Raw genomic sequence first — 19147 nt, 5'->3', positions numbered from 1 at the left:
TGTCACGTACGATCTTCTTATGACGGTAAAAAGTATCGTAATATGCGATGGTTATCCCATATTTGAGCAAACTGATAACCCCGTCACTCACCCTATTATCTCATCCCCAACTATCCATTTTGAGGATGAATTCAGTTAATTAAAACAGTGCCAAACTGAATAAAAGATAAACACGGGCTTAACCCTATGAAAAAATTACCTCTGCTATTTCTCCTGTTCCCTGGACTGGTACAAGCCGCCTGGACAGCTCCCGGTTTACCTGCGTTTAAAGAGCAAAATCCAGGGCTATTTGTGAGCGAAGGTAAGCTTGCGAAAGGCATATTACCGCTCAGTCTTAAATCAGATCAGTCATGCTGGCAACCCGCGGAATCAATCAAACTTAACCAGGCGCTGTCGCTTAAACCTTGTGAAGGGGAAGCTCCCGTCTGGCGTTTATTTCGCGAAGGAGAGTATCGGGTTCAAATTGATACGCGCAGCGGCACTCCTACGCTCATCCTGAGCGTCAATAGCGAGGCACAAGCCGCTCCTGTTGATGTCACCCGTCAGTGCCCGAAATGGGATGGTAAACCGCTCACAGTGGATGTCAGCAAAACCTTTGCTGAAGGAAGCGAGGTCCGCGATTTCTACAGCGGTGCCACAACAACGGTCACACAAGGCAAGATTACCCTAATGCCTGCGGCGAATAGCAACGGCTTGCTGCTTCTGGAATCAGCCGCCACCAAACAGACCGCTCCGTTTAGCTGGCACAACGCCACGGTCTATTTTGTGCTGACTGACCGTTTTGAAAACGGTAATCCGAAAAACGATAACAGCTATGGCCGTCATAAAGATGGAATGCAAGAGATCGGCACGTTCCACGGTGGTGACCTGGCTGGACTAACCAAAAAACTCGATTATCTACAGCAACTGGGTGTGAACGCGTTGTGGATAAGCTCTCCTCTCGAGCAAATTCACGGTTGGGTTGGTGGTGGCACAAAAGGGGATTTCCCACACTATGCCTACCACGGTTACTACACCATGGACTGGACCAAACTCGATGCCAATATGGGGACTGAGGACGAACTACGCACACTGGTGGACGAAGCCCATAAACGCGGCATTCGAATTTTGTTCGACATCGTGATGAACCATACAGGCTATGCAACGCTTGCCGATATGCAGGAGTACGATTTTGGCGCGCTGTATCTTAAAGGTGACGAGCTGACTAAAACCCTCGGCCAGCACTGGACAGACTGGAAACCAGGCCCTGGCCAGAGCTGGCACTCCTTTAATGATTACATCAACTTTGGTGATAAAACGGCCTGGCAAAACTGGTGGGGGAAAAACTGGATTCGCACCGATATTGGCAATTACGACTCCCCTGGATTTGACGACCTCACAATGTCGTTGGCCTTCCTGCCAGATTTAAAAACGGAATCCACACAACCAGCGGGCTTGCCGATCTTTTATCGCAACAAACCCGACACCCACGCGAAAGAAATTGCCGATTACACCGTGCGAGATTACCTGACCCATTGGTTAAGCCAATGGGTGCGCGATTACGGTATTGACGGTTTCCGGGTTGATACAGCAAAGCATGTCGAAAAAGCGGGCTGGCAGCAGCTTAAAGAGCAATCTGTTGCTGCACTGGTCGAATGGAAAAAAGCTAATCCAGATAAAAAGCTGGATGATGCGCCGTTCTGGATGACCGGAGAATCCTGGGGCCACGGCGTGATGAAGAGCGATTACTACAACAGCGGCTTTGACGCGATGATCAATTTTGATTATCAGGAACAAGCCGCAAAAGCGGTGGATTGCCTGGCAAACATCGATCTCACCTGGCAGCAGATGGCGACTAAGTTGCAGGATTTCAATGTGCTTAGTTACCTTTCCTCTCATGATACCCGCCTGTTCCGCGAAGGTGGCCAGCGTGCGGCCGAATTGCTGTTGCTGGCACCTGGTGCGGTGCAGATTTTCTATGGTGATGAGACTGAGCGGCCATTTGGCCCGACAGGTTCTGACCCGCTTCAGGGAACTCGTTCTGATATGAACTGGGGGCAAAATGTTGCCACGCTTTCGCACTGGCAGAAAATCAGCCAGTTCCGAGCTCGTCACCCGGCAATTGGAGCAGGCAAGCAGAACACACTGAGCATGAAGCAAGGGTATGGCTTTAGCCGTGAATCCGCAGATGACAAAGTGATGGTGGTCTGGGCGGGGAATCAATAACGAATGGCGCTTCGCTTACCCGGTCTACAAACACACTTTTAGGCCGCAAAGCGAAGCGCAGTACTTAATGCTTTTTATCTTAGCTAAAGCAGCATATTCCATGACTGCGACTATCCTTAATGGGTTTGCACCATGTCTTCTCCGGCGCTATGGTTAGCCTCTTTTTGATAGTCAAAGACAGATCTACGCTATGACGTTTTCACTTTTCGGCGACAAATTTACCCGCCATGCAGGCATTACGCGCCTGATGGAGGATCTCAACGATGGTCTACGCACACCAGGAGCGATCATGCTCGGTGGCGGTAATCCTGCGCAAATTCCTGCTATGAATGACTACTTCCAGGATCTGTTGGCAGACATGCTGGCAAACGGGAAAATGGCTGATGCGCTATGCAATTACGACGGTCCGCAGGGGAAAAGTGAGTTACTGGACGCACTTGCAGATATGCTGCGTACAGAATTAGGTTGGGATATTAATCCTCAGAACATTGCACTGACTAATGGCAGTCAGAGCGCATTTTTCTACTTGTTTAATCTGTTCGCGGGTCGTTACGCGGATGGCAGCACTAAAAAAGTGTTGTTCCCGCTGGCACCTGAATATATCGGTTATGCGGATTCGGGGCTTGAAGAAGACCTGTTTGTCTCGACGCGCCCGAATATCGAACTGCTACCGGAAGGCCAGTTTAAATATCACGTCGATTTTGAACACCTGCAAATCGGTCCGGATACCGGGATGATTTGTGTGTCGCGCCCGACCAACCCGACGGGCAACGTCATTACCGATGAAGAGCTGATTAAACTCGACGCGTTGGCGCACCAGCATGGCATTCCGTTGGTGATTGATAACGCGTATGGCGTACCGTTCCCGGGCATTATTTTCACCGAAGCACGCCCGCTGTGGAATCCGAACATTATCCTTTGTATGAGCCTCTCGAAGCTCGGCTTGCCGGGAAGTCGTTGTGGCATCATCATCGCCAATGAAAAAATCATCTCCGCTATCACCAACATGAACGGCATTATCAGCCTGGCTCCTGGCGGGGTTGGCCCGGCAATGGCCACTGAAATGATTAAGCGTAACGATTTGCTGCGCTTGTCTGAAACGGTGATTAAGCCGTTCTACTACCAGCGTGTTCAGGACACAATCGCGACGATTCGCCGCTATTTGTCGCCAGATCGCTGCCTGATCCACAAACCGGAAGGGGCTATTTTCCTTTGGTTGTGGTTTAAAGATTTGCCGATTTCCACCGAGTTACTCTATCAGCGCCTGAAAAAACGCGGCGTATTGATGGTTCCAGGGGATTACTTCTTCCCGGGCCTTGATAAACCGTGGCCGCACACACATCAGTGCATGCGCATGAACTACGTGCCGGAGCCTGAGAAAATCGAAGCGGGTGTGAAGATTCTTGCCGAAGAGATCGAGCGGGCGTGGGCTGAAGCGAAGTAAATTTTAAAAACCTTCTCCCTGGAAAGGGAGAAGGTTTGTCTGATTAGCGAACTACCAACGAATCGTATCCCTTCCAACGGTAGTTCAGCATCGACACAATCCAGCAAGCAATAAACAGCCCAACCACAATAAAGCCCGCATTACCGAGATTTTCATTCAGCGCATCAACCCATTTCCACAGGCCTGTATGCAGGTTGAATTTATCCGCCAGCAAGCCTAATGCTTCCATGCCGCCAATAAACAGCGCTACGACAACGGATGTGCCGGTGATGGTCATGTTGTAATAGAGCTTGCGCTGCGGTTTGTTAAACGCCCAGCCATAAGCACCAACCATAATCATATTGTCGAGCGTATCAATCAGTGCCATACCGCTAGCAAACAGCGCCGGGAACACCAGAATCGACCACATCGACATACCGCTTGAAGCGCTGGCAGCAGAAATGCCTAATACGCCAATCTCTGTTGCAGTATCAAAACCTAAACCGAACAAAAAGCCGACCAGATACATATGCCAGCTCTTGTTGATAAGCTTGAAAGTGGAGCGGAACAGCCAGCTCATCATGCCGCCGCCGTTAAAATCGGTCGCCTCTGCAGACAATGATTCACCGCGTTTAAGCTGGCGGAAATTACGCCATACGCCACGTAAAATCACCAGGTTCACCAGCGCCATTGCCAGCAAGAAACACGCCGATACGGCAGTGCCAATCACACCGCCAACATCATGAAACCAATCCATATCGCTCTGAAATGCCGCCGCGGTTGCGGCAATCGCAACAGATGCCAGCACGACAATGCTCGAGTGCCCCAGTGAGAACCATGCACCGATACCAAACGGGCGTTTCCCCTGCTGCATCATTTTGCGCGTCACGTTATCAATCGCTGCAATGTGGTCGGCATCAACCGCATGGCGCAAACCGTAGCACCAGGCAAGCAGGCTTGCGGCCATCAGCGCGGTGCTGTGATGGAATGAAACCAAAGCCCAGGCCCAGGCGGCTAGATTGGCTGCAACTAAAGCCACGAGCAATACAGCAGCGCGTGGGTTGTCACGAAGAATACGCAATAACATCATTTTATCCTTGCGAGGGAATGGTGATACGGGCGGCAGCAACAAGGGCCTGGCCCAATGAAAGGGCACCGTCACCGGCAGGCAACTGTGTCGGGAAGAGCAGGTTGAAATCTGTGAGGTGATACGAAAATCTTTCGCGCATCAGCTGGTTATGCAGCACGCCACCGCTGAATACGACGGTGTTAATCGCCAACTTGTGCGCATGGCTACGGGCTAAATCAGCAAAACCTTTTGCCAGCGCATCATGAAATGCCCAGGCGCGTGCGGGTGCACCGTCGTGCCAGCTGAGCCACTGTTGCCAGAAGGTCGTTAAATCCATTTTTCCATTGGTGACCGGCAGTGTGATGGGGTGGTGGCACTCGCCACTTTGCGTTGCCAGTGCTTCAAAGCAACAGGCGGCTTCACCCTCATAGCTTTGCTGTAGCGGTGCGCAATTTAGTGCCGCCGCGGCGGCATCAAATAAACGCCCTGCGGAGGAGGCGAATGGCGCGTTAATACCACGTTCTATGGCTGTGGCCAGCAATGGCCAGTTTTGCGTACGCACTACTGCCGTTTCAGGATGGTGTTGCCAGTCAGGAACAAATGTCTGGCAATGAGCAAACAGGTTGCGCCACGGCTGGCGCGCCGCAAGGTCACCACCCGGCAGCGCCACCGCAGGCAAGCCACCAAGATGTTCGCATCCGCGATAGTTAACCCGCAGGCACTCGCCGCCCCACAGTTGGTCATTCTCGCCATAACCGATGCCATCAAGGGTTATGGCAATCACATCACCCCCATCCAGCGGCCAGCTGTGTTCAGCCATACACGCCACCGCGTGGGCGTGATGATGTAAAACGGTGCTCACTGGCAGCCCCATCTCTTTCCCGAGACGGGAACTGTGGTAGCCAGGGTGTGCGTCTATCGCGACATGTTGCGCTTTAAAATCATAAGCCTCACACATGAGTGCACGAGCTTTTTGCCACTGCTGTTCAACGCCATCTTCAGCCAGATCGCCCAGATGCTGGCTGAGCACCGCATGGTTGCCGCGCAGCAGGCAGAAGGTGTTTTTCAAGTCAGAACCTAACGCCAGAATCGGCGGTAGCGCCTCAAAACCCGGGGGCAATGGGAGAGCATCTGGCACAAACCCTCTGGCACGGCGCAGCATCTCACCGCTTGCGCGCACCACGGAATCATCCATGCGCTGGACGATATCGCGGTTATGCAACAACCAGCCGTCTGCGATATCGGCTAATTCTTCAAGCGCTTGCTGATTGGTGATGGCGGGTGGTTTGCCGTTTAAATTGCCGGAGGTCATCACCAGTGGGCCGCCAAAATCCTGCATCAAAAGGTGTTGTAGCGGGTTGGCGGGTAGCATCACGCCGACTTCGCTCAAATGCGGGGCGATAAATTCGCTTAGCCAGCTTAATGCGGACTTCGCCATTAACACAATGGGTGATGCTGGCGTGTTGAGCTGCGCGACTACTTCGGCGGGTAAACCTTGCGAGTCAGAAAGCATCACCGCCAGCGGTTTGGACGGACGATGTTTGCGTTCACGTAAGCGAGCAACGGCTTCATCATTGCGGGCATCAACGGCCAGATGGAAACCGCCCAGCCCTTTTATTGCCACGACTCTTCCGTCTTTTAACGCTGCGACGGCTGCTTGTAATGCGTCTTCACGCTCAAGGTTTTGCTCACCACATTGCCAGCTAATCTGCGGTCCACACTCCGGACAGGCGACAGGTTGGGCATGGAAGCGGCGATCCATTGGATCGCGGTACTCTTTTTCACACGCCGGGCATAACGGGAACGCAGCCATCACCGTTTTGGGCCGGTCATACGGCATAGCATTAATGATGGTGAAGCGCGGGCCACAGTGGGTGCAGTTGATAAACGGATAACGATAACGACGATCGTTCGGGTCATTTAGCTCACGCAGGCAGTCCGGGCAGGTTGCGGCATCCGGGACGATTTGCGTGTCCATCGAGCTGCTGGCACTGTGGCGAATGGTAAAATCCTGGGGGATTGTTTCCCACTGCATTGTCGATTGTTCAACACTATCGATACGAGCAAGTGGTGGGCATTTGGCGTGAAGCTCGGTGATAAACGCATCGGCATTGGAGGACAGGCGCACCAACACACCGGCACCGTCATTGCAGACATCGCCCGTGAGTTTGAGAAGTTGTGCAAGTTGCCAGACGAATGGCCTGAAACCTACGCCCTGTACTTTGCCGCGAATGCGTAGCATCACGCCGTTAAAATTCACTATTGGTACCAATATTTGGGTATTTTGTCGGATGACGCTGCGCAAGCGTCATCCACCGTTTTTAAGCTTCTACTGCCTGGCGCAAACGCGCTTTCATATCGCTATATGTCGTCTGAGCGTAGTTTTCTGCCCATTGCTGGTCAGCAATCTGGCTGACGTTGACCGCGCAATACTTGGTTTCCGGTGTTTTGGAAATCGGGTCAAGGTTGTCCTGAGTCAGCTCATTACATGCCCCAATCCACCACTGATAAGTCATGTACACCGAGCCCACGTTAATGCGCTCATTAACCTCAGCACGGCTGATAACTTTGCCGCGACGTGAACTGACCCACACCAGCTGTTTGTCTTTAATGCCGAGCAGGTTGGCATCTGTCGGGTTCATCTGCACAAAACCAGGTTCGTCGGCGAGTGTTTGCAATGCAGCACAGTTCCCGGTCATTGAACGGCAGGAGTAGTGGCCGACTTCGCGCACGGTACACAGCACCAATGGATATTCGGCATCCGGCACTTCGGCTGGCGCACGCCACTGCGCCGCAAACAGCTGGCCTTTGCCGGTTGGGGTGTCGAACTTGCTGTCTTTATAGAGATACGGCGTACCCGGGTGATCCAGTGTCGGACACGGCCACTGCACATGGCCCATATCGCCCATTTTTTCCCAGGTTACGCCGTAGAACAGCGGGCAGAGTTCACGCAGTTCGTCCCAGATTTGCTGGTTGTTGTCGTAATGCATTGGGTAGCCCATCTCGGTTGCGAGCAGGCTGATAATTTCCCAGTCACGTTTGACGTTGTACTTCGCATCAATGGCTTTTTCAAAACGCTGGAAGCCACGGTCAGCGCAGGTAAACACGCCGCCGTGCTCGCCCCATGACGTGGCTGGCAAAATTACATCCGCCACTTCGGCGGTTTTGGTCATAAAGATGTCCTGCACCACCACAAAATCGAGCGCTTCAAAACCTTTGCGTACCAGGCCAAGGTCGGCTTCGGTCTGCAACGGGTCTTCACCCATGATGTAGTAGGCTTTCATCTCGCCATGGATAGCCATATGCGGTACTTCTGTGATACGTACGCCAACCTGGTCGTCCATATCTTCTACGTTGATGCCCCAGGCTTTGGCGAATTTGGCACGCACTTTTGGATCAACTACATCCTGGTAACCCGGGAACTGGTTTGGCAGCACGCCCATGTCACACGCGCCCTGCACGTTGTTTTGACCACGAACCGGGCCAACGCCGACGTTTTCACGACCCAGGTTGCCGGTCAGTAGCGCAAGGCTTGAAAGCCCTTTAACGACGTCGACCGCCTGGCCAAACTGCGTCACGCCCATGCCCCACATAATGGTGGCTGAAGGTGCGGCGGCAAAAGTCCGCATTGCCTGGCGGACCTGATGTGCCGGAACACCGGTCAGGTGCTCAACATCTTCTGGCGCGTAGCCTTTAACCACTTCGCGGTACGCATCCAGACCCTCGGTAAATTTCGCAACGTACTCGGTATCGTAGAGATGCTCTTCAAGCAGCACGTAACCAAAAGCATTCACCAGCGCCATATTGCAGCCGTTTTTCAACTGCAAATGTTGGTCTGCAATACGCGCGGTTTCGATACGACGTGGATCGCATACAATGATTTTCGCACCATTTTCTTTCGCTTTAATCACACGACGCGCCACGATCGGGTGTGAATCGGCGCAGTTATACCCAAACACCAACAGGCATTTTGAGTTTTCGATATCGCCGATGGAGTTACTCATCGCACCATTTCCCAGCGTCACTTGCAAACCTGCAACAGACGGCCCGTGGCAAACACGCGCACAGCAGTCGACGTTGTTGGTATGCAAGACACCGCGTGCAAACTTCTGCATCACATAGTTGGTTTCGTTACCTGTCCCACGTGACGAACCGGTTGTCATAATCGAACGCGGACCATACTGCTCTTTGATGGTTTTCAGTCGCTTAGCGGTGTAGCTAATCGCTTCTTCCCAGCTCACCGGCTGAAGCTTGCCGCCTTTTTCGTAGCGGATCATCGGCTGCGTCAGACGCGGTGTGAGCAGCTTGGTATCGTTGAGAAAATCCCAGCCGTAATAGCCTTTCAGGCAGAGTTCATTTTGGTTAGTCACGCCATCAGCCGCTTCGGCACGGATAATTTTGTTCTTCTCAACAACCAGTTTGAGTTTGCAGCCTGCGCCACAATAAGGGCAGACGCTGGTAATTTTTTTCATCAGTAACAGACCTGTTAACGTAGAAGTAAATGGATTTAGAAAATCAGGGATGAAGTCGCATCGAACGCAGCACGACGGCGTTTTTCGGCACTCATTTGTTCAAGTTTATTGCGATCAACACAGATAATTGCGTTGGTTGGGCAGGCTTCCATACAGGCCGGGCCTTCTGAACGGGTGTGGCAAAGGTCGCATTTATTCGCTTCGGCTTTTTCTGCCATCACGTTAAGACCTGCACCGCTGTTACGTACAACAGGGCGAACAACCACTTCCATCGCGCCATACGGGCAGGCAACCACACAGGTTTTGCAGCCGATGCAACGTTCTTGCATCACATTCACAAAACCATGCTCACGGCTGATTGCGCCATTAGGGCAGACGTTGGCACACGGTGCGTCTTCGCACTGGCGGCACATTGTCGCGGTGGAAACATTCACGCCTTTAATCACATGAATACGTGGAAGGAAGGTTTGCGGTGTTAATACTGCGCAATCTTGTGCTTCCTGATGTGCTACGACACAGGCCACTTCGCAAGTGCGACAGCCAATACATTTGCTTGAATCAGCAATGATGAAACGGTTCATCATAGACTCCTGGATAGAGTGTTTTTTTATAAGACTGCTCTAGGCATACATAAAGTGTGCCAACTTTGAAACTACCGTGATTCAAGGGATTGCGCATTGATCGGGGAAGGGATGACAGTGACATCGACACATATGACGATGTCATTTGGGCAAATGACAGAGAGTTCTGGAAAGTCGCTCGCAGTTCGTGCCAGTGAGTAAAGAAATTGATTAGGGAAAGCTTCCCCTCTTGATATGTTTCAGGGAACGGAGGGGTTAGAATGTATACAATATTGACGCATGGAGCTGCGGCTGAAGAACTGGTTGCCTTGCCTGCACAACTGCGAGGCCGAATGTTTCGCTTAATTGAACGCCTGGCATCTGAAGGTAATCAGCTAAAAATGCCTCATAGCCGAGTCCTGGGAAATGGCCTTTTCGAACTACGAGTCGGTGACAAAGATATTGCTCGAGCGGTCTATGCTTTTAGTTATGGGCAAACCATTTATATTTTGCATGCCTTTACGAAAAAGACAGCTAAAACGCCGGCTAACGCAATCGACATTGCCCGGTTAAGGCTGAAGGAGTTTATGAAGTGAAACCACTCTCTCTTGATGAATTGAAAACAAAAATGCTTTCTGATGCTGAGTCCGTTCAGGCATATAACGAAGCCGATCAGGAGCTGATGCTGATTCAGGCACTTTATGAAATGCGTGAAAGAGCAGGGCTTTCGAAAATAGAGTTGGCTAACAAGCTCGGGACAAATTCATCAGGTATTAGCCGTCTTGAGAAGAACCCACTTAGCGCCAGTATGAAGATGCTTGAGCGTTATGCCACAGCCTGTGGTGCAAGGATCTCACTCAATATCCGATACGTGTGATATCGAATGGTCGGATGCCACAGCGCGAATCCGACCTACAAGACCCGTAGGGGATTTAGCGCCGCGACATCCTCCAGAATTTACTCGAACTCAGGTGCTTCCAAATCCGCGAAACCGCCTTTTCCTTCCCAACCCGCCAGGCTTTGATACACCGTCTCAACCGCTGCTTTTATCGCGTCAGTCATCGGGTAGTAAAAGCCGACAATATCAGGCTGAATGCCAAGGAAAATCACCTCGCCAACATCTTCTTTAATCTGATCGATTAAATAGTTAAGTGGCATGTTGTGGGTGGTCATCATAAACATTTCAGCGATGTCGTCCGGGTCGATGATACGGATTTCGCCTGGGTTCAGGCCCATATCCGTCGCATCTACCAGCAGCAATCTGTCCGGGCGTAATTCGCGAATCGCCACCACATCATTTTCAGGAGCGGTGCCGCCGTCGATAACAATCCAGTCGCCTTGTGGGGCGGCCTGGCATTTCTCGGCAAGTAATGGGCCTGCGCCATCGTCACCCATCATGCTGTTGCCGACACAAAGTAAAACGTTAGTCATAGCGTCTCCGTACCATCAAATAGATGGCGGGTTCTTGTTGAATAGCTTGCAGCATATCGAGCAATTCCTGGCTCCACTCTTGCTGCTGTTCAGTTTGAGTTGGTTTTGCGGCATCGAACGCTTTCGCCAGTAAAACGACATGGCTTTGGTCGATAACGATTTCGCCGTAACGCGGCACACCTTCCATTTTACGCCGCGCCTCACTGCCCTCTTCAAGCGTGGCAATCCACGCTTTGTAAGGCTCAAACGAACACACTAAATTTTCTTTCAGGCAGTCGATAACGCCGAGATGGTGGCCAATTGCCAGGCTGTAATAAACCACCTGTTGCGCATCACTCGGTGTGTTGTCGTTTTCATCGACAAACTTACGGCTAAGCTGGCAAAACACCACCGACTCGCTCATTACACGCGCTCCTGCTTCACCAGTGCTTCGAGATTACCGACGATTTCCGTCAGGCGTGGATCGTTCTCGTGCGCCAGCCATTGCTCAACACTGCCGTTTCCGGCGGTGAGGTTTTCCATGTAGCTGTCAGCAATCTGGCGGCCATAGCGATAACCCGCCAGGCGGCGTGCTTCACGGTCGATACGCACACGCAATGGCTGAACCATATCCGGGTGCAGAATCTGCGCCGGTTGCGCATCCATTTCGCTGGCTTCGCGGGCGTGGATTTTTTGCTCCAGCAGACCCAGCGCCATGGCAAAACCATACAGCGTTGCCGCAGGCGTTGGAGGGCAACCCGGAATATAGACATCCACCGGCACGATTTTGTCGGTACCGCCCCAGACGCAATACAGGTCGTGGAAGATACCGCCGCTGTTACCGCATGCACCGTAAGAGATGCAAATTTTTGGGTCCGGTGCTGATTCCCAGGCACGTAGCGCGGGGGAACGCATGGCGCGAGTCACAGCACCGGTAAACAGTAAAATATCTGCATGGCGCGGAGATGGAACAACTTTAATCCCGAAGCGTTCTGCATCGAACAGTGGCGAAAGGGTCGCGAAAATTTCGATTTCGCAGCCGTTACAGCCACCGCAGTCAACGCGGTAAACATACGCGGAACGTTTGATTTTTTTCAGCAGCGACGCTTTCATGCTGGCGATGGACTCATCCACCGTCATTGGCACTGGCATGCCTTTATCGTCACGTGGACCGAGTAACATACTCATGAGCGCACCTCTCTAATCTGGCGGCTAAGATCGATTTGGTCGGAAGATACCAGGCTTTGCTGGCGTTTACATTCCGGGCAAGTTTCAAACGCAGTGCGGTGCGCTTCGGCAAATTTGTCACCGTTGTGCTCAAGCAGCGCAATCGCGTAATCAATCTCTTTTTGCACCGCAAATGGCTTGCTGCACTGGCGGCAATTGCACAGATCAAAACGTGCCTGTTGCAGGAAATCGGCTTTGTTCCAGACAGCTAACTCGTACTCCTGAGAAAGCTTGATAGCAGCCGTTGGGCAGACTTCTTCACAGCGAGCACAGAAAATGCAGCGCCCCAGATTGAAGGTCCATGCCAGTTGCCCGGCTACCAGATCGGTTTCCACTGTTAATGCGTTGGATGGGCATGCGTTAACGCAGGCCGCACAACCAATGCATTGCTGCGGATTGTGTTCCGGTTTGCCACGGAAGTTTGGGTCCACGGCTATGGGTTGTAGCGGGTAAGACTCAGTGGCCACGCCGCCTTTAATGGCTTTTTTGATGAAGTTAAACATTGTGACTCCGTTTATTTCAGCGGCGAATTAGTGCGCTCAATGCTGTAGCGCTCAAGCTCTTTGTACGGCACCACTTTGGTCTTGCGCTTACGCACATCGACGATGGTCATGCGGTCAGTACATGAGTAGCAAGGATCCAGGCTACCGATGATCAGTGGCGCATCAGAAACGGTGTTGCCACGCAGCATGTAACGCAGAGTCGGCCAGTTGGCATACGTTGCCGCACGGCAGCGCCAGCGGTACAGCTTCTGGTTGTCGCCGGTCATCGACCAGTGAATGTCATCGCCGCGTGGTGCTTCAGAGAAGCCAAGTGCGAAACGGTTTGGAATGTAGGTGAAACCGTCCACAGCCAGCGGGCCGCCAGGCAGGTTATCGAGGCCAAAATCAATCATGTTCAGCGCGGTATAAACTTCATTGATACGCACTTTCAAACGGGACAGCACATCGCAGCCTGTTTCGCTGTGAACTTCCATTGGCAGCAAACCGTAACCAACGAACGGGTGATCGGCACGGGTGTCACGGGCGTGACCGCTGGCGCGGACCATTGGACCGACGTTACTGAAATCGCGGGCGATTTGTGGGTCCAGGCGGCCAATGCCGACGGTACGCTGTTCAATGTTTGGCGTGCTCATCAGAATATCGACCAGGTCTTTCACTTCGCGGCGCATCTGCTGTGCGAGCTGGCGAGTCTGGATCATGTCGTCTTTGAGCAGATCGCGACGAATCCCGCCGATCAGGTTCAGGCCGTAAGTCTTACGTGCGCCAGTGAGGATTTCTGCCATTTTCATGGACATCTCACGTACGCGGAAGAACTGCATAAAGCCTGAGTCGAAGCCAACAAAGTGGCAGGCGAGGCCGAGGTTCAGCAGGTGGCTGTGCAGGCGTTCAACTTCCAGCAAAATCGCACGGATCATCTGGGCGCGCTCTGGCACCACGATGCCCATCGCATTCTCAACTGACGTGGTGTACGCGGTGCTGTGGGCGAAACCACAGATGCCACATACGCGGTCAGACAAGAAGGTGACTTCGTTGTAACCCATGCGGGTTTCAGCCAATTTTTCCATACCACGGTGGACGTAGAACAGGCGGTAATCGGCGTCAATGATGTTTTCGCCATCAACGAACAGGCGGAAGTGGCCTGGCTCATCGCTGGTTACGTGCAGTGGGCCAATCGGCACCACGTTGTTTTTCTTGCTGCCCAGCTCATTGATGAACTGGTAAGTTTCCTGATCGCTGGTTGGGGCAGGGCGCTGGCGATAATCCATGCTGTCTTTACGCAACGGATACAGGTCATCTGGCCAGTCATCTGGCAGCACTAAGCGACGTTCATCCGGCAGGCCAACAGGTTGCAGGCCATACATATCACGCACTTCACGCTCACCCCATACAGCAGCAGGCACACGCGGTGTAACGGATGGGAATTCTGGTTTGTCGGCGTCGACTTCTACGCGCACGGTAATCCAGCATTTCACGCCGCTTTCCATGGAAAGCACGTAATAAACTGCATAGTTGCCGCACAGTTGACGCTCATCGTTACCGAACAATACGGATAACCAGCCACCTTGTTGGTAGTAAAGCCACTCCACCACTTCTGGCAGCATGTTGAGCTTCACGGTGACAGTGATTTGGTCTTTGGTTTGCCACGCTTCGTCGATCACCGCATGAGGAAATTGCTTATGCAAAGCGGCGAGATAATGTTGGCCAATCTTTTCTTCAGACATTGATAAATTCTCTTAAATCACGCCGCCAGCAAGGAGACGAAGGCTAAAAAGGCAAAGCCAAAACCGGCCCAGGTAACTGTTGAAGCTTCCAGCATCCGCAAACGCGCCATACTGTTTTCAAACAGCGCGATAATCAGCACGCCAAGTACCAGTTTTACTGCCGCCAGAACCAGCGCAATGACGAGGCCGCCCCAGCTAAATTCGCTCATCTGGCCCCATGGCAGGAACACGCCAACGAACATTTGCAGTACGACCAATTGCTTGAGGGAAATCCCCCATTTCAGCACGGCAAAACCAGCGCCGCTGTACTCGGTCAGCGGGCCTTCCTGCAACTCTTGCTCGGCTTCTGCGAGGTCGAATGGCAGTTTGCCCATTTCGATAAAGGTGGCGAAGGCACAGGCGGCGAGCGCCAAAATTAGCGTTAAGCTTTGTGCGGCTGGCCAGTGATAGATAGTGGAAGCGATATTGCTGATGTGCGTGCTACCAGCCACTTGTGCGGCAACCCACAGTCCCAGAATCAGGATCGGTTCAACCAGCACGCCAAGCATCGCTTCACGGCTGGCACCGATGCCGGTAAACGGACTACCGGTATCCAGGCCTGCAATGGCAAAGAAGAAACGCGCGATGGCGAACAGGTAGATAAGGGTTATCAAATCACCCAGTGAAGGCAGTGGTGACCAGAGAGTGACGACTGGCAGCGCAGTAGCAATGGTCAGCATCACACCAACCATCACAAACGGCATCAGACGGAACACCCAGCCGGAGGCGGCTGGTGCCACGCTCTGGCGGCTGAACAATTTGAACAGGTCACGATATTCCTGCATCACGCCAGGCCCACGGCGGTTGTGCATACGGGCGCGAGTGACACGGGTAATACCGGACAACAGTGGCGCGACGGCAAATAACACCAGCGCCTGAATCAACGAAAAGAAAATGGTATTCATATCAGGCTCCTTAAGCGCAAACCGCAACCAGCAACACGGCCAGTTCGATCATTGCCAGGCGACGGAACGTACCGGCAAGGCAATCACACTGCCAGCCAGGCACCCATTTCACTGGGTTCAGGGTTTTGCGTAGTTTCAGCAGTGGCGCGAACGCCGCTTTTACTGGCTGAGCAAAACCACCCGCAGTAATGACCATTGCTTGTTCATGGTCGTAACCGCAGACCCAGGCCGTGCCGCGTGTGCGGTTTGGCAGACGGTCGCCACGGAAAATCACCATCAAAATGAATGGCAGTAGTGGGCTGGCAATCAGCAGCAGGGTGATCATCGGTTGTGAAACGGTGGTGTTAGCCGTTTGCAGCGGCAATGGAATCGCGTTCTGCAACAGAGGAATCAGCCAAGGAGCAGCAACACCGGCAATCACACAACATGCGGCAAGGGCCGCCACACTCAGGTTCATCAGGAACGGCGCAGAGGTAGCATTTTCAGCTTCTGGTGTGCGCGGTGCACCCAGGAAGGTGACGCCATAAACCTTCGCCATACACATCACAGCCAGTGCGCCAGTAATCGCCAGACCTACAGCCAACAATGGGCCTAAGAAGCGAGCGATAAACAGCGGCAAAGTGCCAAGGTGGAAGAAGGACTGGTAAATGACCCATTCGCCAGCAAAACCGTTGAGCGGAGGCAGTGCTGCCATTGCCATTAAACCCACCAGCATAGCAATGGAAATCAGCGGCATACGCTTGCCAATACCACCGAGTTTTTCGATGTCGCGATGACCAGTACGGAACCAAACCGCGCCTGCGCCAAGGAACAACGTGGTTTTGAATACGCTATGGTTGAACAGGTGATACAGGCCACCAATCATGCCGAGTGCAACCAGCGTGGATTCATTCAGCGCAAGGCCCATCATGCCGCAGCCCAGACCGAGCAGAATAATGCCGATATTCTCAAGAGAGTGGTAAGCCAGCAGGCGGTTGATATTGTGTTCCATCAGCGCATACAGACCGCCAATAAACGCAGTAATCATCCCCAGAATGACCACCAGAATGCCCCACCACAGCGGCATAACATTGCTGATCAGTGAGAAGCTCATGATGCCGTACAGGCCAATTTTCAGCACGACAGCTGAGAACAGCGCCGCTGCCGGAGCAGAAGCGTTGGCATGTGCCTGAGGTACCCAACCGTGCAGCGGAATAATCCCCGCCATCAAACCAAAACCAATCAGACCCAGCAGCCAGACAACAGAGCTAATCGGCGCGCCGTTGGTCATCAGGTGCAATTCGGCATAACTCAGCGTGCCGTACTGTTTCCACAGTAACCAGCACGCAACCGCCAGCAGCACGGTGCCAAGACGGCCCAGCGCAAACCACAACTGCCCGGATTTCTGGCAGCCAGTCAGGAAGTAACCGCTCAGTGCGACGATTTCTGCCAGCACAACTAACATGCCGATATTATCGGCCACCAGTGCTGCTACGGCTGCGGCCATCACCAGGTTCACCAGCAAGCCATTGGCTTTTACGGCGTGATGACGATGCCAGTCGATATTGAACAGTGAGATAAACAGACCGGGCAGACCCAGCGTTACCAGCCAGATGCCGTTAAAGGCGTTGAGCTGTAGATGCAACTGCCAAACTTGCGCCATACCGGTAAACCCGGTTAACGCATCGAAACCGGCAATCAGTACCAATACGGAACTAATTGCACCACCCAGGCCAGCAATAACGCCGCTCAGCGGTTTATTAAATGCCGTGATACCGGCCAGAATCGCACTTAGCAGAAAGCCCATCAGCGCCCAATGAATCAGGACAAAAGCACTCATTTTTTCACCTCAGGCTGGGTAAACAGGGTGAGATCGCCAAGGGTCGCACCCAAAGTCAGTTCACGTTTGAGCTTGCTGGATTTGGCAATGTCATTGTTATCCACCACGCGCAGCGCTTTTGTTGGGCAGGTGCGTACGCACGCTGGACCATCTTCATCGAAACTGCACATATCGCATTTCACAGCGATGGCACGAACACCTGGCACCCAGTCGATAAGCGAACTGACGCGAGCAGGTGCCGGAGGCGCAGGTGGCGCTTTCGGGCTGTTAGCGTTTGCCGGGATATGGATTGGACGGCTGCCCGAGAATTCAATAGAGCCGAATGGGCAGGCGATAGCGCATAGTTTGCAGCTTACGCACAGGCTTTCATTGAGCTGTACCGCACCATCGACGCGGGTGATGGCATTAGCTGGGCAGACGCCAGCACAAGGCGCGTCTTCGCAGTGATGGCACATTTGCGGCGCGGAATCATTCGCGTCACGCATCACTTTCAGGCGAGGCATGGATTGCAGGCCATGCAGACGGTGCGTTTCAGAGCAAGCCGCCTCACAGGTGTGGCAACCCATGCAAAGTTTGGAGTCGGCGATAATAAAGCGATTCACCTAAGTATCCTTAGAGCACATCATCATTTTTGACGAAACTGTGCCGACGGCTGTCGTTTCGACAGTTTTCGACACCCAACATGGCTATCAGGCCTGAGCGCTTTGTTGCAGCTGCCCCATCGATACCGGAGTATCGGTGTGAACGGCGCTGTACAAGCTTTCGTATACCGGATGAATTTTTTCGAGGTAATGCTCGAGAACACTTTCACGGTTACGGTTACTGATGCTGTTGTCTACGCGGCCTTCGTCATCAAGGATTGCTTTAGCAATCAACACTCTATCTTCACCGTTACGCTTCTCAACGTAGTACTCGATGGTGTGACTGTTGAAGCCTTCTGCGAGGCGCACGTGAATGACGAAATGGTCAAATAAGAAGAAGCGCAGGGAATCATCAGGATTGCACCCTACGGCGTGATGTAGTTTCGCTTTAGAAAGGGTGATGCCCTGAATCAAGCTATTGCAGTAATGTTGCCATTGCGTGAGCAAGCGCTGGTGCTTGTCGGCAATGTATTCGGCTTTTTCGCTCAGTTCCCAAATGTTCATTATTAAATCACTCTGTTTTTGCTGTTGCGTCTACAGAGCACGTTTCGTGCCAATGTTGTATTTTGCTGAAATTATTGGGTTTTGTATTAATAGGATACAAATAGGCACAGGGATGACATGTCATTTCGTCATGTTTGACGGGGGAATGTCAGCATTGTTTATGCTTATGCTTATGCTTATGCTTATGCTTATGCCTGGAATGGTGATTTTCCGTTCACCCGACAGTTCTCCGATCCTACATATATCTGCGAACGGTGAACGTGCCAGGTGGCTCACGCCAGCCCCCTGGCAACCCCGGCGCCCGGTGATTAAATTGCCGCTGCGCGGTAAACCCCAGCTTATCCCCAACGTTCAGGGTCGTTCGCGACTCGCTCCCGGCGATCGCTCTCTTTCACGGCGGACGGCAGCTCAACCCTGACTTATGGGTAACGCTGGGGCAATTTATACCGGGAACAAGGTCAAAACCGGCTCCGTGCTATCTTTAGCTTTTGACGTTGACCTTTGAGTCCGGCTTAAATCGCCTTCGTATTGACTAAAAGGAGCGGGTCTCGCCGTCGGGAACGGCGAGAGGTTGTGATCGCCGGGAGCGCATCACAACCGACCCAGAGACTGAAAGGAAAAACGAAGGTTTACCGCGAAGCGGCGATTT

Annotated in this window: 17 protein-coding genes; 4 read left to right on the top strand and 13 right to left on the bottom strand. The window is 52.7% G+C overall.

What is annotated here, in order from left to right; genetic code table 11:
• Positions 1–186: 186 nt before the first annotated feature.
• Both LVQ77_RS15535 and avtA read left to right on the top strand, forming a co-directional pair.
• Entirely contained in the window at positions 187–2205 is a 2019-nt protein-coding gene (locus tag LVQ77_RS15535; RefSeq protein WP_232904902.1) for an alpha-amylase, read from the top strand.
• Between the two features lie 190 nt (positions 2206–2395).
• Positions 2396–3649: a valine--pyruvate transaminase gene (gene avtA, locus LVQ77_RS15530; RefSeq protein WP_151993778.1), complete on the top strand. Its 1254-nt coding sequence runs from the start codon at positions 2396–2398 to the stop codon at positions 3647–3649.
• A 43-nt stretch (positions 3650–3692) separates the two neighbouring features.
• Here avtA and LVQ77_RS15525 read toward each other — a convergent pair whose 3' ends face one another.
• The 4 genes from LVQ77_RS15525 to hydN form a co-directional block, all read right to left on the bottom strand.
• Positions 3693–4715, bottom strand: coding sequence for a HoxN/HupN/NixA family nickel/cobalt transporter (locus tag LVQ77_RS15525; protein ID WP_232904900.1), 1023 nt, complete (start codon positions 4713–4715; stop codon positions 3693–3695).
• A 4-nt stretch (positions 4716–4719) separates the two neighbouring features.
• Positions 4720–6939: a carbamoyltransferase HypF gene (gene hypF / locus LVQ77_RS15520; protein WP_232904968.1), complete on the bottom strand. Its 2220-nt coding sequence runs from the start codon at positions 6937–6939 to the stop codon at positions 4720–4722.
• A gap of 79 nt (positions 6940–7018) precedes the next feature.
• Entirely contained in the window at positions 7019–9169 is a 2151-nt protein-coding gene (gene fdhF / locus LVQ77_RS15515; RefSeq protein WP_232863884.1) for a formate dehydrogenase subunit alpha, read from the bottom strand.
• A gap of 35 nt (positions 9170–9204) precedes the next feature.
• Positions 9205–9750 (bottom strand): electron transport protein HydN, encoded by a 546-nt coding sequence (gene hydN / locus LVQ77_RS15510; protein WP_064514584.1) that lies wholly within the window; start codon positions 9748–9750, stop codon positions 9205–9207.
• Between the two features lie 260 nt (positions 9751–10010).
• Here hydN and LVQ77_RS15505 point away from each other — a divergent pair, with 260 nt between their 5' ends.
• A complete protein-coding gene (locus tag LVQ77_RS15505) occupies positions 10011–10325 on the top strand; it encodes a type II toxin-antitoxin system RelE/ParE family toxin (RefSeq protein ID WP_151993774.1) in 315 nt (104 codons plus the stop codon).
• Positions 10322–10606, top strand: coding sequence for a helix-turn-helix domain-containing protein (locus tag LVQ77_RS15500; protein ID WP_232904898.1), 285 nt, complete (start codon positions 10322–10324; stop codon positions 10604–10606). The genes LVQ77_RS15505 and LVQ77_RS15500 overlap by 4 nt, the downstream gene beginning before the upstream one ends.
• Before the next feature lie 80 nt (positions 10607–10686).
• Here the strand turns inward: LVQ77_RS15500 and hycI are convergent, their stop codons facing one another.
• The 9 genes from hycI to hycA form a co-directional block, all read right to left on the bottom strand.
• On the bottom strand, positions 10687–11160 hold the full coding sequence (hycI, locus tag LVQ77_RS15495; RefSeq protein WP_151993772.1) for a hydrogenase maturation peptidase HycI: 474 nt from the start codon (positions 11158–11160) through the stop codon (positions 10687–10689).
• A complete protein-coding gene (locus tag LVQ77_RS15490) occupies positions 11153–11563 on the bottom strand; it encodes a formate hydrogenlyase maturation HycH family protein (protein ID WP_120065022.1) in 411 nt (136 codons plus the stop codon). The genes hycI and LVQ77_RS15490 overlap by 8 nt, the downstream gene beginning before the upstream one ends.
• Positions 11563–12327 carry an NADH-quinone oxidoreductase subunit B family protein gene (locus tag LVQ77_RS15485; protein ID WP_232863882.1) on the bottom strand — a complete coding sequence of 255 codons (765 nt, stop codon included), beginning with the start codon at positions 12325–12327 and terminating at the stop codon, positions 11563–11565. The genes LVQ77_RS15490 and LVQ77_RS15485 overlap by 1 nt, the downstream gene beginning before the upstream one ends.
• Positions 12324–12869 (bottom strand): formate hydrogenlyase complex iron-sulfur subunit, encoded by a 546-nt coding sequence (locus LVQ77_RS15480; protein WP_232863881.1) that lies wholly within the window; start codon positions 12867–12869, stop codon positions 12324–12326. Before LVQ77_RS15480 ends, LVQ77_RS15485 begins: the two co-directional genes overlap by 4 nt.
• Positions 12870–12880: 11 nt before the next feature.
• Positions 12881–14590 carry a hydrogenase large subunit gene (locus LVQ77_RS15475; protein WP_034460465.1) on the bottom strand — a complete coding sequence of 570 codons (1710 nt, stop codon included), beginning with the start codon at positions 14588–14590 and terminating at the stop codon, positions 12881–12883.
• 17 nt (positions 14591–14607) lie between these two features.
• Positions 14608–15534 carry a respiratory chain complex I subunit 1 family protein gene (locus LVQ77_RS15470; RefSeq protein ID WP_151993769.1) on the bottom strand — a complete coding sequence of 309 codons (927 nt, stop codon included), beginning with the start codon at positions 15532–15534 and terminating at the stop codon, positions 14608–14610.
• Positions 15535–15544: 10 nt separating this feature from the next.
• Positions 15545–17353: a formate hydrogenlyase subunit 3 gene (hycC, locus tag LVQ77_RS15465; protein ID WP_232904896.1), complete on the bottom strand. Its 1809-nt coding sequence runs from the start codon at positions 17351–17353 to the stop codon at positions 15545–15547.
• Positions 17350–17955: a 4Fe-4S dicluster domain-containing protein gene (locus tag LVQ77_RS15460; RefSeq protein WP_232863878.1), complete on the bottom strand. Its 606-nt coding sequence runs from the start codon at positions 17953–17955 to the stop codon at positions 17350–17352. Before LVQ77_RS15460 ends, hycC begins: the two co-directional genes overlap by 4 nt.
• A gap of 87 nt (positions 17956–18042) precedes the next feature.
• A complete protein-coding gene (gene hycA / locus LVQ77_RS15455) occupies positions 18043–18498 on the bottom strand; it encodes a formate hydrogenlyase regulator HycA (RefSeq protein ID WP_232863877.1) in 456 nt (151 codons plus the stop codon).
• Between the last annotated feature and the right edge of the window lie 649 nt (positions 18499–19147).

The organism is Buttiauxella cochleicola, assembly GCF_021282435.1.
Taxonomy (GTDB): domain Bacteria; phylum Pseudomonadota; class Gammaproteobacteria; order Enterobacterales; family Enterobacteriaceae; genus Buttiauxella; species Buttiauxella massiliensis.
Note: the sequence above shows the minus strand (reverse complement) of the source record. Positions and strands in the feature narration are given on the sequence as shown.

Coding starts and splice junctions, on each gene's coding strand:
- LVQ77_RS15535 (WP_232904902.1), top strand. CDS start 187: ATGAAAAAATTACCTCTGCTATTTCTCCTGTTCCCTGGACTGGTACAA.
- avtA (WP_151993778.1), top strand. CDS start 2,396: ATGACGTTTTCACTTTTCGGCGACAAATTTACCCGCCATGCAGGCATT.
- LVQ77_RS15525 (WP_232904900.1), bottom strand. CDS start 4,715: ATGTTATTGCGTATTCTTCGTGACAACCCACGCGCTGCTGTATTGCTC.
- hypF (WP_232904968.1), bottom strand. CDS start 6,939: ATGCTACGCATTCGCGGCAAAGTACAGGGCGTAGGTTTCAGGCCATTC.
- fdhF (WP_232863884.1), bottom strand. CDS start 9,169: ATGAAAAAAATTACCAGCGTCTGCCCTTATTGTGGCGCAGGCTGCAAA.
- hydN (WP_064514584.1), bottom strand. CDS start 9,750: ATGAACCGTTTCATCATTGCTGATTCAAGCAAATGTATTGGCTGTCGC.
- LVQ77_RS15505 (WP_151993774.1), top strand. CDS start 10,011: ATGTATACAATATTGACGCATGGAGCTGCGGCTGAAGAACTGGTTGCC.
- hycI (WP_151993772.1), bottom strand. CDS start 11,160: ATGACTAACGTTTTACTTTGTGTCGGCAACAGCATGATGGGTGACGAT.
- LVQ77_RS15490 (WP_120065022.1), bottom strand. CDS start 11,563: ATGAGCGAGTCGGTGGTGTTTTGCCAGCTTAGCCGTAAGTTTGTCGAT.
- LVQ77_RS15485 (WP_232863882.1), bottom strand. CDS start 12,327: ATGAGTATGTTACTCGGTCCACGTGACGATAAAGGCATGCCAGTGCCA.
- LVQ77_RS15480 (WP_232863881.1), bottom strand. CDS start 12,869: ATGTTTAACTTCATCAAAAAAGCCATTAAAGGCGGCGTGGCCACTGAG.
- LVQ77_RS15475 (WP_034460465.1), bottom strand. CDS start 14,590: ATGTCTGAAGAAAAGATTGGCCAACATTATCTCGCCGCTTTGCATAAG.
- LVQ77_RS15470 (WP_151993769.1), bottom strand. CDS start 15,534: ATGAATACCATTTTCTTTTCGTTGATTCAGGCGCTGGTGTTATTTGCC.
- hycC (WP_232904896.1), bottom strand. CDS start 17,353: ATGAGTGCTTTTGTCCTGATTCATTGGGCGCTGATGGGCTTTCTGCTA.
- hycA (WP_232863877.1), bottom strand. CDS start 18,498: ATGAACATTTGGGAACTGAGCGAAAAAGCCGAATACATTGCCGACAAG.